Origin of the sequence: Sphingomonas panni, assembly GCF_022664435.1 — a bacterium.
GTDB classification, from domain to species: domain Bacteria; phylum Pseudomonadota; class Alphaproteobacteria; order Sphingomonadales; family Sphingomonadaceae; genus Sphingomonas; species Sphingomonas panni.
In genome coordinates, this window is record NZ_JAKREU010000001.1 from 326,035 (window position 1) to 338,220 (window position 12,186).

13 protein-coding genes are annotated in these 12,186 nt (G+C 67.9%); 1 reads left to right on the forward strand and 12 read right to left on the reverse strand.

The genetic code is table 11. The features are described 5' to 3' along the window. Positions 1-144: 144 nt before the first annotated feature. The 8 genes from MF609_RS01660 to leuC all read right to left on the reverse strand — a co-directional run bounded on the left by MF609_RS01660 (position 145) and on the right by leuC (position 7,883). On the reverse strand, positions 145-2,376 hold the full coding sequence (locus MF609_RS01660) for a xanthine dehydrogenase family protein molybdopterin-binding subunit (protein ID WP_242414589.1): 2,232 nt from the start codon (positions 2,374-2,376) through the stop codon (positions 145-147). A 270-nt stretch (positions 2,377-2,646) separates the two neighbouring features. After that, a complete protein-coding gene (gene grxD / locus MF609_RS01665) occupies positions 2,647-2,967 on the reverse strand; it encodes a Grx4 family monothiol glutaredoxin (RefSeq protein ID WP_242414590.1) in 321 nt (106 codons plus the stop codon). A 30-nt stretch (positions 2,968-2,997) separates the two neighbouring features. Next, a complete protein-coding gene (locus MF609_RS01670; protein ID WP_242414591.1) occupies positions 2,998-3,234 on the reverse strand; it encodes a BolA/IbaG family iron-sulfur metabolism protein in 237 nt (78 codons plus the stop codon). Position 3,235: 1 nt separating this feature from the next. After that, entirely contained in the window at positions 3,236-3,559 is a 324-nt protein-coding gene (locus MF609_RS01675) for a DUF1476 domain-containing protein (RefSeq protein ID WP_242414592.1), read from the reverse strand. A 335-nt stretch (positions 3,560-3,894) separates the two neighbouring features. Continuing rightward, complete coding sequence (locus MF609_RS01680) at positions 3,895-4,890, reverse strand: NADPH:quinone oxidoreductase family protein (RefSeq protein WP_242414593.1); 996 nt, start codon at positions 4,888-4,890, stop codon at positions 3,895-3,897. Further along, positions 4,853-5,482, reverse strand: a complete 630-nt coding sequence (gene leuD / locus MF609_RS01685) for a 3-isopropylmalate dehydratase small subunit (protein WP_242414594.1) — start codon at positions 5,480-5,482, stop codon at positions 4,853-4,855. The genes MF609_RS01680 and leuD overlap by 38 nt, the downstream gene beginning before the upstream one ends. Continuing rightward, the gene (locus MF609_RS01690) at positions 5,482-6,324 is read right to left on the reverse strand and encodes an N-acyl homoserine lactonase family protein (RefSeq protein ID WP_242414595.1); all 843 of its coding nucleotides are present in this window, start codon (positions 6,322-6,324) and stop codon (positions 5,482-5,484) included. Before MF609_RS01690 ends, leuD begins: the two co-directional genes overlap by 1 nt. Before the next feature lie 122 nt (positions 6,325-6,446). Next, positions 6,447-7,883 (reverse strand): 3-isopropylmalate dehydratase large subunit, encoded by a 1,437-nt coding sequence (leuC, locus tag MF609_RS01695; RefSeq protein ID WP_242414596.1) that lies wholly within the window; start codon positions 7,881-7,883, stop codon positions 6,447-6,449. Between the two features lie 151 nt (positions 7,884-8,034). Between leuC and MF609_RS01700 the strand changes: the two genes are divergently transcribed. Next, a complete protein-coding gene (locus MF609_RS01700; RefSeq protein ID WP_242414597.1) occupies positions 8,035-9,279 on the forward strand; it encodes an MFS transporter in 1,245 nt (414 codons plus the stop codon). A 266-nt stretch (positions 9,280-9,545) separates the two neighbouring features. Here MF609_RS01700 and MF609_RS01705 read toward each other — a convergent pair whose 3' ends face one another. The 4 genes from MF609_RS01705 to MF609_RS01720 form a co-directional block, all read right to left on the reverse strand. Next, positions 9,546-10,181: a CoA transferase subunit B gene (locus MF609_RS01705; RefSeq protein WP_242414598.1), complete on the reverse strand. Its 636-nt coding sequence runs from the start codon at positions 10,179-10,181 to the stop codon at positions 9,546-9,548. A 4-nt stretch (positions 10,182-10,185) separates the two neighbouring features. Continuing rightward, a complete protein-coding gene (locus tag MF609_RS01710; RefSeq protein WP_242414599.1) occupies positions 10,186-11,082 on the reverse strand; it encodes a 5'-nucleotidase, lipoprotein e(P4) family in 897 nt (298 codons plus the stop codon). Beyond that, on the reverse strand, positions 11,082-11,783 hold the full coding sequence (locus MF609_RS01715; protein ID WP_242414600.1) for a CoA transferase subunit A: 702 nt from the start codon (positions 11,781-11,783) through the stop codon (positions 11,082-11,084). Before MF609_RS01715 ends, MF609_RS01710 begins: the two co-directional genes overlap by 1 nt. A gap of 179 nt (positions 11,784-11,962) precedes the next feature. Further along, positions 11,963-12,145, reverse strand: a complete 183-nt coding sequence (locus MF609_RS01720) for a CsbD family protein (RefSeq protein ID WP_056453386.1) — start codon at positions 12,143-12,145, stop codon at positions 11,963-11,965. Positions 12,146-12,186: the final 41 nt, after the last annotated feature.

Consider the following 12,186-nt stretch of genomic DNA (forward strand, 5'->3'; position numbering starts at 1 on the left):
ACATCGTTCGCTGATAGCAGGAGAAGAGGCCGCTGGCGCGGAAGACGCTTCCTGTCGCGCGCCTCCTCCGCGCCTTCGCGCCTTCGCGCGTTCGCGCCTTCGCGCCTTCGCGCCTTCGCGTGATCCAATCTTCCTACCAGCCTGTCACCCCAGCAACGGCAGCGACCGGTACCGCCGCCCGGTCGCGGCGTGGAGCGCGTTGGCGATGGCGGGGGCCACCACCGGCACCGCCAGTTCGCTCACCCCGCCCGGATCGGCATCGGACTCGACGATCTCGATCATGATCTCCGGGCTATCGGCCAGCCGCGGCAGGTCCATCCCGCCAAAGCCGCGGACGTTGGGCAAATTCGCCTCGAACCCGGTCGATGCCCGGGTCGCCATCGCCATGCCGAAGATCAGCCCGCCCTCGATCTGTTGCCGCACGAGGTCGGGGTTGACCACTCGCCCGCAATCGACCGCGACGACCAGCCGGTCGACCTTCACCCGCTGGTTGTCGCCGATATGCGCCTCGGCCATGCAGGCGATGGCCGAACCGCGCATCCGGTGGCAGGCGATGCCCTGCGCACTGCCCGGCACCCCGCCCTGCCAGCCGCCCATCGTCGCGACGGTCGACAGGCAGCGCGCCAGCGCCACGTCGCCGCCGAGCATCGCAATGCGGAACGAATGCGCTTCCATCCCCGCAAACCCGGCCAGTTCGTCGAGGAAGCATTCGGTGAAGAACGCGGTATAGCTATGCGCGCCCGACCGCCACCAGCCGGCGGGCAGGCCCAGTTCGGCCGGATGATGATCGACCGCCAGGTTGGGAATGCCATAGGCCGGCACCGCGCCATCGGTCGCCAAAGCATCGCCCCGGTCGCCCGGCAACGCCATCGCCAGCGACGCCGCGACATCGCCACCCAGCAGCAGCCGCGCCAGATCACGCCCGGTGCGCGGTGCGGCAATCTGCGCCCGCCAGCCCAGGATCGCGCCGCCCCGCCCCAGCCGCGCCGTCATGCGCGCGGCGGCCGGCGCGCGATAGCGGTCGGCGAGGCAATCCTCCCCCCGCGACCAGGTCAGTTGCACCGGCTTTTCCAGCCTGCGCGCCAGCACCGCTGCCTGTTCGGCGACCCGGTGGTCGAGGTTCGCGCCGAACGATCCCCCGGCGATGGTCGGGTGCAGCACCACCTGATTCTCGGAAATGCCGATCGCGCGGGCGGCGGCGGCGCGGGCCAGCGTCGGTGCCTGGGTCGGCATCCACAGCGTCAGCATGCCCTCGCTCCATTCGGCGGTGGCGCAGGTCGGCTCGATCGCACCGTGCAGCGCCGCGCCGACGCGGTAGGTCGCGGTCTGCGTCCGCCCACCGGCGAACGCGGCGTCGATATCGCCCGCGTCATGCACCCGCGCACCCTCGCCCGACAGCGCGGTATCGAGTGCGGTCGCGATCGACGCATCGTCGACCAGCCCGTGCGTCTCGAAGCGCGGGGCCATCGCATCGACCGCGCGATTGGCCGCCCACCATGTCGTGCCGGCGGCGGCGACCCAGCGATCGGTTTCGATGACGCTCACCACGCCGGGCACGGCATCTGCCGCCGCCTTGTCGACGCTGAGCAGCCGGGTATCGCCGATCGGTCCCTGCCGGATCGAGGCGAAGACCATGCCGGGCCGGCGCACATCGGCGGCGAAGGTCGCGCTGCCATCGACCTTGGCCGGGGCGTCCAGCCGGGGCTGCGGCGTGCCGACCAGCCGCTTTTCCTCGCCGATGCGGTAGGGTAGTTCGCCGCCCGGCAGGCTTTCGCGCGCCGCCGCTTCGGCCAGCACGCCGAAGCGTTCGCGCCGGTCGCCCATCACGACAAAGCCGTCCGCCGTCCCGCAACTGCGCCAGTCCCCGCCCCACGCCCGCGCCGCCGCCTTGCACAGCAACACCCGCGCTGCCGCGCCCGCTTCCCGCAGCGGTCCCTCGAACCGGCGGATCGAAGTGGAACCGGCGGTCAGCATCAGCGCGGTCCGCTCGGCATGGGCGGCACGCGTCGCGGCGGGCAGCAGCGACAGCGCATCGCCGAACAGGATGCCGGCAGCGAGCGGATTGGCATAGAGCGGGTTGATCGGTGCCGCCTCGACCGCGACCGTCCGCCAATCGGCACCCAGTTCGTCGGCAACGATCTGCGGCATGGCGGTATAGACGCCCTGCCCATGTTCGGCCTGCGGCACCGCGATCGTGACCTGCCCATCGGCACCGATCTTCAGATAGGGGCCGAAGATGCTCTCCCCCTCCGCCGCCGCCAGGTTGACGCCGTACCGCCGCGGCCACAGCCCCCACGCGACGATCAGCCCGACCCCGGCCCCACCGCCGATCAGCAGGTTGCGGCGGGTAATACGGGGGGTGGTCAGTGCGGCCATGGGCGGGTCGTAGCAAATCCTCCCCCATGGGGGGAGGGGGCGTGGGTGTAGCCGACACCGTCACCCGACATGTCGCTCCGGCCTCGATCTAGGTTCCGGTTGCTCAGCCTTGCCACTAACGTCATCCCAGCGCAGGCTGGGATCTCCCGGTTGCAGTGCGCCGCAGGAGCCGCTTGAGGCCCCAGCCTTCGCTGGGGCGACGGTTTGAGGTGCCGTCAGGGAGAGAGGGGGCGGAACGCCGGGTCAGGCCCAGGGTCCCGCCCCACGAAATCAGGCCGCCTTGCCGCCCAACAACTCGGCCAGCTCACCGCTCTCATACATTTCCATCATGATGTCCGACCCGCCGACGAACTCGCCGTTCACATAGAGCTGCGGGATGGTCGGCCAGTCCGAATAGGCCTTAATGCCCTGGCGGATGCCCTGGTCCTGCAGCACGTCGACGCTTTCGAACTGCGCGTTCAGATGGTTCAGGATCGCCACCGCGCGGCTGGAAAAGCCGCATTGCGGGAAGAGCGGGCTGCCCTTCATGAACAGCACCACGTCGTTGTTCTTCACCACCGCGTCGATGCGGGCATGGGTATCGTCGGTCATCGTCATTTCCTTGTGTGCCAATGCGGCAATTCAGTTCTGGGGAACGCCGGTCGTCAGTTGCAGCGCATGGAGTTCACCACCCATCCGCCCGCCAAGCGCGGCATAGACCGCGCGCTGCTGGGCGATGCGCGGCTTGCCCCGAAACGACTCCGACACGACCCGCGCGGCATAATGGTCGCCGTCGCCGGCCAGATCGGTGATTTCCACCACCGCATCGGGGATCGCCGCCACGATCAGCGCCTCGATCGCCTGTGCCTCCATCGGCATGTCAGATGCTCCCGAGCAGCTGGCGACGCGCCTCGACGTCGCAATCGGCCATTGCCTGGCGGATGGCGGCATCGTCGCAATCGACCCCGGCGGCCGACAGGTCGGACAGGAGCTTGCGGATCACGTCCTCGTCGCCGACCTCCTCGAAGTCCGCCTGCACGACCGAGGTCGCATAGGCATCGGTTTCGGCCGGGGTCAGTTCCATGCGCTCGGCGGCCCATTGACCGAGCAGCTTGTTGCGCCGCGCCGTCACGCGAAACGCCATTTCGCCGTCACGAGCAAACTTGGCTTCGAACGCACGCTCCCGGTCGTCGAACATCGTCATCGCATTCCCCTACGCATCCCGTCTTCGCGAGATAGGATGGGACGGGGTTACGCGCAACGTCCGTGCAGGGGCGCTGCCCGACATGTCACGGACGATTGCTCTACAGGCGAGAAGACGATGGTTCACGCGGAGGCACGAAAGAAGAAGAGGGAAGGTTTCGCGCAGAGACGCGGAGACGCAGAGGATGAACTGCCTGCCGCGATAGCGGCTTTTCTGTCGCCAACGGATTTGCCGACATGGCCGAATGGAGCGACATTGCCGGCCTTACCGCCTCTCTGCGTCTCTGCGCGAGCAACTACCTTCTTCGCGCCTCCGCGCCTTCGCGTGAAAACCGCTTACGGCACCACCACCAGCTTGCCGATGACCTTGCGCGCCGCGAGCGCCGCAATGGCCTCGCCGCCGCGCTCCAGCGGAAAGCTGCCGGTGACGCGTGGCGCGATCCGCCCGTCGTCCCACAGCCGGAACAACGTTTCGACATGGGCCGCATTCGCCGCCGGGTCGCGCATCGCGAACGCGCCCCAGAACACACCGCACACGTCGCAGCTCTTGAGCAACGTCAGGTTGAGCGGCAGCTTCGGGATCCCGGCCGGAAAGCCGACCACCAGATAACGCCCTTCCCATGCCATAGTGCGCAGTGCCGGTTCGGTATAATCGCCCCCGACCGGATCGAACACCACGTCTGCACCCTTCGGACCGACCGCCGCCTTGAACGCCTCCGCCAGCGCCTTCGACGCCGCCTTGTCGAGCGGGCCGTGCGGATAGACGACCACGTCATCCGCCCCCGCCTGCCGCGCCGCCGCCGCCTTCTCCTCCGACGACACCGCTGCCACGACCTGCGCACCGAACGCCTTGCCCAGTTCGATCGTGGCAAGGCCGACCCCGCCCGCCGCGCCCAGCACCAGCAACGTCTGCCCCGCAGCCAGCCGCCCGCGATCGAGCAACGCATGGATCGCGGTGGCATAGGTCAGCAGCAACGCCGCGCCCTCTTCGAAACTGCGGTTTGCTGGCAGGCGGTGGAGCGCCGCTGCCGGCACCGCCAGTTTCTCGACCATGCCGCCATGGCCGGTGACCGCGACGACCCGGTCGCCCACCGCCCAGCCGGCGACGCCCTCGCCGATGCTTTCGATGACGCCCGCCACCTCGCCGCCCGGCGCGAACGGACGCTGGGGGCGGAACTGGTATTTATCTTTGATAATCAGGACGTCGGGATAATTTACGGCGCACGCCCGCACCGCGACGACGACCTGCCCCTTCCCCGCTACCGGATCGGCCAGGTCGCCGATGGTCAGCGTGTCAGGTCCGCCCGGTTCCTTCGACAACAACGCCCGCATCACCGCTTCTCCCATGGAGCCACGGTCGGACACTGGCCACGCCGGACTCATATTTCGAAATCGCGGTATCTTGTGCCAGCGTCATGCCGATCTCGTCCAGCCCTTCCATCAGGCACTGGCGACGGAACGGGTCGAGGTCGAAGGGAAAGCGGTCCTGGTATGGCGTGGTGACGGTCATCGTCTCCAGATCGACCGCGATCGTCTGATCCCGCGCGACCTCGACCAGCCGGTCGATCGCGTCCTGCGGCAGCACGACGGTCACGATCCCGTTCTTGATCGCGTTGCCGGAGAAGATGTCGGAAAAGCTCGGTGCGATCACCGCCTTGACGCCCATGTCGGTCAGCGCCCATGCGGCATGTTCGCGGCTGGAGCCGCAGCCGAAATTCTCGCCCGCGATCAGCACCGGCGCCCCGGCATAGCGCGGATCGTCGAAGATATTGTCCGGCTCCGCCCGCACGCTTTCGAACGCACCCTTGCCCAGCCCCTCGCGGGTCGTGGTCTTCAGCCAGTGCGCCGGGATGATGATGTCGGTGTCGATATTCTTGGCGCCCCACGGATAGGCGCGCCCCTCAACCTTGATGATCGGTTCCATCAGCGGGCCGATGCGGGGAACGTCGGCAGCTTCGCCACGTCGTTCGCTTCGTGTTGCAGGATCACGGTCGCCTTCACATTGCCCGCCAGTTGCTTGAACCGGTCGAGCGAGGCGAGCGTCTGCGCGCGATCGGTGTTGAACGGCGGCACGCCGTTCCGGTCGTAATTCTCGCGAAAATGCGCCAGGTCGCCCGACAGCAGCACCGGCCCCTTGTTCTTCAGCAGGACCAGCAGCGCATGATGCCCCGGCGTATGCCCAGGCAGGTTCAGCATGGTGACGCTGCCGTCGCCGAATACGTCCTTGTCCGCGTCGACCGCCTCCACCTTGGCCCCACCGCCGAACCACGGCTTCAACGGCTCGGTGCTGGTGCCGGGCCTGCCGGCGCTCAGCGCGTCGGCATCGCCCTTGCCAATCAGCAAGGTCGCACCCGGAAAGCCCGCCGCCTGACCGCTATGGTCGAAATGATAATGGCTGATCCCGACGCGGCCGATCTGTTCGGGCTTCACCCCGATCTGCGCCAGCTGCTTCTTGATCGTCGTCGTCAGGATCGGTGACATCGCATCGGTGCTGCTCACCGGCTTGCCGATCACCGCCTCGGGCAGGCCGGTGTCCCACAACAGATAGTCGCCGCCATGGCGGATCAGATAGCAGCTGGCGACCAGCCGCTTGCTTTGCCTCGGATAGGCGAGCGTATCGGAAAAGGCGTTGAGGTCGTTGACCTGCACCTGCCCGCAATCCAGCCGCCACAACTCGACATCGGCAGGCTTGGACGTTGGCTGGGGCGCAGGCGCCTGCCCCATCGTCAGTACCAATGCGGCGACCGCCGCGATCCGTGCGATCACTGGCGCGCGTCCGTCCGCGACGGGGTCGCCGCCTTGGCCGGACGGACCGAGGCATAGGCCGCCGCCATGCCGCTCAACACCGCGCCCGCGATCAACGCGACCAGAACCCGCTTCATCCGCCCTTACTCCGTCACCAGTTCGCGTACATCGGCCAGCCGCCCGGTCACTGCCGCCGCCGCCGCCATTGCGGGGGAGACGAGGTGCGTCCGCGCGCCCGGCCCCTGCCGTCCTACGAAATTACGGTTACTGGTGGAAGCGCAGCGTTCGCCCGGCGGCACCTTGTCCGGGTTCATCGCCAGGCACATCGAGCAACCCGGCTCGCGCCATTCGAAACCGGCCTCGGTAAAGATGCGGTCCAGCCCCTCGGCCTCGGCCTGGCGCTTGACCAGTCCCGATCCGGGCACGACCAGCGCCTGCTTGATCCCGCCCGCGACATGCCGGCCCTTCACCACGCTGGCGGCGGCGCGCAGGTCCTCGATCCGGCTGTTGGTGCAGCTGCCGATGAAGATATAGCTGACCGGCACATCCTGCATCCGCGTGCCGGGCGTCAGGCCCATATAGTCGAGCGACTTCTGCGCCGCGACGCGCTTGCTCGGATCGGCGAAGCTATCGGGCGACGGCACGACGCCGGTGATCGGCACGACGTCTTCCGGGCTGGTGCCCCAGGTCAGCGACGGCGCGATGTCGCTGGCGTGCAGCCGCACCACCTTGTCATACACTGCGCCCGCATCGCTCGGCAGCGTCCGCCAATAGTCGACCGCCCGGTCCCAGGCGTCGCCCTTCGGCGCCATCGGCCGCCCCTTCAGATACGCGAAGGTCGTCTCGTCCGGCGCGATCAGGCCGGAACGCGCCCCACCCTCGATCGACATGTTGCTGACGGTCAGCCGCCCCTCGATGGACAGGCCGCGAATGACCTCGCCGGTATATTCCACGACATAGCCGGTGCCGCCCGCCGCCCCGGTCTTGCCGATAATCGCCAGCACGACGTCCTTGGCCGACACGCCATAGCCCAGCGTCCCGTCGACGCGGATTTCCATCGTCTTCGATTGCTGCAGCAACAGCGTCTGGGTCGCCAGCACATGCTCGACCTCGCTGGTGCCGATCCCGAACGCCAGCGCGCCGAGCGCCCCATGCGCGCTGGTATGGCTGTCACCACAGACCAGCGTCGTGCCCGGCAGGGTAAAGCCCTGTTCCGGCCCGACGACATGGACGATACCCTGTTCGGCCGCCGTCGCGTCGATATAGCGGATGCCGAAATCGGGCGCGTTCTTCTCCAGCGCCGCCAGCTGCTGCGCGCTCGCCGGGTCGGCGATCGGCAGGCGATGGCCCGCCGCATCCACCCGCCGCGTCGTCGGCAGGTTATGGTCGGGCACCGCCAGCGTCAGGTCCGGCCGTCGCACCGTGCGGCCATTGGCGCGCAGCCCGGCAAACGCCTGCGGGCTGGTAACCTCATGGACCAGATGCCGGTCGATGTAGATTAGGCAGGTGCCGTCATCGCGGCGCTCGACGACATGGTCGTTCCAGATTTTTTCGTACAGGGTTTGCGGACGGCTGCTCATAGCCGCGCGTTAACCGAAAACAGCCGCGAACGAAAGGTCGCGCGACATTTTATTACCGATACCGACATATTCCGTATCCGAAGGGCGGACCCTTCGTCGCTGCGCCACGTTCCCCCGCGATCCTCCTGCCCCGTGACGGGATTCGACGTCCATGCCGCACCATCCCGCCCCCGACCATGGCCGCGATGCCCGCGCCCTCGATGCGATGAACGCCTTCCTCGCCGATGTGCGCGACGGGCTGGGGCCGTATCTCGCCATCTATCTCGTCTCGGTCCGCGGCCCGACCCATGGCTGGGACGAAGCGACCGCGGGCATGGTGATGACCATTGCCGGCATCGCCGGGCTGCTGGCGACGACTCCGGCCGGCGCGCTGGTCGACCGGGTGAGGGCAAAGCGCGGCCTGCTGGTCGTCGCGGCGCTGCTCGTCACCATCGCTTCCATCTCGCTGCCGATCGTCTCGGGCTTCTTCGCGGTCGCCGCTACCCAATCGGTCGCGGCGGTTGCGGGCGCGGTGTTCGCGCCGGGCATCGCCGCGATCTCGCTCGGCATCGTCGGGCCGAAGGCGTTCACCCGCCGCGTCGGTCGCAACGAAGCGTTCAACCATGCCGGCAACGCCGTCGCCGCAGCACTCGCCGGACTGCTCGCGTGGAAGTTCGGGCCGGTCGTGGTGTTCTACCTGATGGGCATCCTCGCGGCGTGCAGCATCGCCGCGATCCTGTGGGTCGACGGCGACGCGATCGACCATGATGTGGCGCGCGGGTGCGAGGGGAAGCCCGGCGAGCGCGACGAATCCTGCGATCCCGCGCCCTCGCTGGTCCGCACCCTGACCGGCAATCCGGCGCTGGCGATCTTTGCCGGCGCGGCATTCCTGTTCCACCTCGCCAACGCCGCGATGCTGCCCGCCGTCGGACAGCTGCTGGGGCGCGAGGTCGGCGCGGGGCAGGCGACGTCGCTGGTCGCCGCCTGCATCGTCGGTGCGCAGCTGGTGATGGTGCCGGTGGCGATCGTCGTCGGGCGTAACGCCGATCGCTGGGGTCATCGCCCGATCCTGCTGGTCGGCATGGCCATGCTGGTCGCGCGCGGCATCCTCTACACCGTTGCCGATGCCCCGGCATGGCTGCTGGGCGTGCAGCTGCTCGACGGGATCGGCGCGGGCATCTTCGGCGCGCTGCTTCCCGTGGTGGTCGCCGCGATCATGCGCGGCACCGGTCGCTTCAACGCGGCGCAGGGCGCCGTGGCGACGGTACAGGGTCTGGGCGGCGCACTCAGCACCACGCTGGCCGGCGTGATGATCGTGCGCGGCGGCTATGACGCGGCGTTCCTGCTGCTGGCCGGGATCGCTGCGGTCGGGCTGGCGCTGCTGTGGTTCCGGATGCCGGAGACGGCGGCGCGGTAGAGGTTTGATTCACGCGAAGGCGCGAAGGCGCGAAGACGCGAAGAAGAAGGTAGTTTGCGCGCAGAGACGCGGAGGCGCGGAGCGGTTGCGTTCTCGGACACCCCATCCGCGCCAGCGGCTTCCTACCTCGCTGCAACGATCCGAGAGGCTTCGCCGGACAGGCTGCGACCGCCCGGCTTCCGACCTCTCTGCGCCTCCGCGTCTCTGCGCGAACCACTTTTCCTTCGCGTCTTCGCACCTTCGCGTGAATTAAACTCGCAACGACCCTACCCCTCGTACGCAGCCGTCGTCTTCGATCGCACCTCGTCGGCCGTAACCCCCGGCGCGGTTTCGATCAGCCGGAACGGGCTGGCATGATCGTCCCGCGCGAACACCGCCAGGTCGGTGATGATCATGTCGACCACGCCCAGCCCGGTCAGCGGCAGGGTGCATTCGGGAATGAACTTCGGATCGCCGTTCTTGGAGGTATGCTCCATCACGACGATGATCTTCTTGACCCCGGCGACCAGGTCCATGGCCCCGCCCATGCCCTTCACCATCTTGCCCGGGATCATCCAGTTGGCGATGTCGCCCTTCTCCGACACCTCCATCGCGCCCAGCACGGTCAGGTCGATATGCCCGCCGCGGATCATCGCGAAGCTGTCGGCGCTGCTGAAATAGACCGATTGCGGCAGCTCGCTGATCGTCTGCTTGCCGGCATTGATCAGGTCGGCATCCTCCTCGCCGGCATAGGGGAACGGGCCGATGCCCAGCATCCCGTTCTCCGACTGCAACGTCACCTCGACGCCCTCGGGGATGTGGTTTGCCACCAGTGTCGGAATACCGATGCCTAAATTGACGTAGAAACCGTCCTTCAGCTCGCGCGCGGCACGCGCCGCCATCTCGTCGCGGGTCCAGGCCATGCGATTACTCCTTGCGCGCGCCGGGATCGGTCCAGCGCAGATCATTGGGGAACACGTCGTCGAAATCACCGGCCAAAGCGGTGCCGTAGACGGGGTTGGGCAGCACGAACCAGCCATTGCCCCATAGCGGGGCGATGGCCGGCGAATCCGCCGCCGCGCGCCGCTCGGCGGGTTTCAACCCCGCATTGAAGAGGTCGCTGAAATCGCCCAGTTGATCGCCGACCAGCGCCACGACGCAATATTTCGCGGCGATCAGCGCCCGCCTGGCATCCTTGCCCGACCCGCCCGGCGCATCGCCCTTCAGGAACAAGGTCTCGCCATGCCTGGCCGGCCCCAGCCCGGCGCGGTTCAGCACCGCTTCGGTATATTGCGCGGTCGCGGCATTGCGGTTCGAATTGAACACGACGGTTGCGCCAGCGGCACGCAGCGCCGCCAGCCCCTCGATCGCCCCCGGCACGGCGCGCGTCGCGCGCCCGTCCGACCGCTCCCACCGCTCCCAGCGGCTGGCGTCGTAGTTCAGGCCCCCGCGCGCGTCGGAATATTCATAGCCCGTGTTCAGCAGCACCGTTTCGTCGACATCGAACACGACCGCCGACTTGCCGGTGCAGGCCATCTGCTTCGGCATCGCCAGCGTCGCATCGGGCGCCAGCACCGCCGAGAGCGGCATCCGGCGGAGCGTCGTGCGATCGCGCTGATATTGCTGCACGTAACGGACCAGCGCCGAATAGGTCTGCCGGCTCGCCGCCGCCGCCTCGCCCGATCCATAGAGATACTGCATCCCCGCCGGCACGCCCGACACGGTGGCCGGTGCCACCGGGGCCGACTGGTTGCCGACCGCGACGACACAGCCCGACAGCGCGACAGCGGCAGCGCCGAGGGTCAGCGCCCGCACCGTCCGCATCACACCCGCTCCCGCACGGTGCGGAACTCGATCTGCTTGTCGTACGGCGCGCCGACGATCATCCGTTTCACATAAATGCCCGGCAGGTGGATCGCATCGGGGTCGAGCGTGCCCACCGGCACCACTTCCTCGACCTCCGCGACGCAGATGTTGGCGGCGGTCGCCATCGGCTGGTTGAAGTTGCGCGCGGTCTTGCGAAAGATCAGGTTGCCGGCCTCGTCGGCCTTCCACCCCTTGATGATCGACACATCGGCGCGGATGCCGCGTTCGAGGATGTAGTCCTCGCCGTCGAACTGCTTCACTTCTTTCCCTTCCGCGATCAGCGTGCCGACCCCGGTCTTGGTATAGAAGCCCGGAATGCCCGCGCCGCCCGCGCGACAGCGTTCGGCCAGCGTCCCCTGCGGACAGAATTCGACCTCCAGCTCACCCGAAAGATACTGCCGCTCGAACTCCTTGTTCTCGCCGACATAGCTGGAGATCATCTTCTTCACCTGCCGACTGCGCAGCAGCTTGCCCAGCCCCTGCCCGTCGATGCCGGCATTGTTGCTGGCGATGGTCAGGTCCTTGACGCCCGAGGCCTGGATCGCATCGATCAGCCGCTCGGGAATGCCGCACAGGCCGAACCCGCCGGCGCACAGCGTCATGCCGTCGTGCAGCAGCCCGTCGAGCGCAGCTTCCGCATTCGGGTACAGCTTCTTCATCGCCACTCTCCCAACTTCATTAGAGCCGGATTACCCACGCGGGCGCGGGCGGGTCAAGAACCTGAACCGACTTTCAACTTTGGCGGCCGGCCCGGACACGAAAAAGGCCGCCCCGGTTTCCCGGAGCGGCCCCTCGGCACCATCCGCCAACTACCCGGCGGTACGCGGTGCCTGTCAGCTCAGATCTTGTCGCCAAGCGCGCCCTTGACGCTGCCCTTGACGTCCTGGCCGGTGCCCTTGGCCTGCTGCGCCTGCCCTTCGGCTTCCAGCCGTTCGTTGTCGGTCGCGTCGCCGATCGCTTCCTTCACGTTGCCGGCGATCTTGTTGCCGGCGGCGGCGAGCTTGTCGGTGAATTCACCCATGATTGGCTCCTGCGGGTTGGCGAGGTTTCCCTCGCTGGATT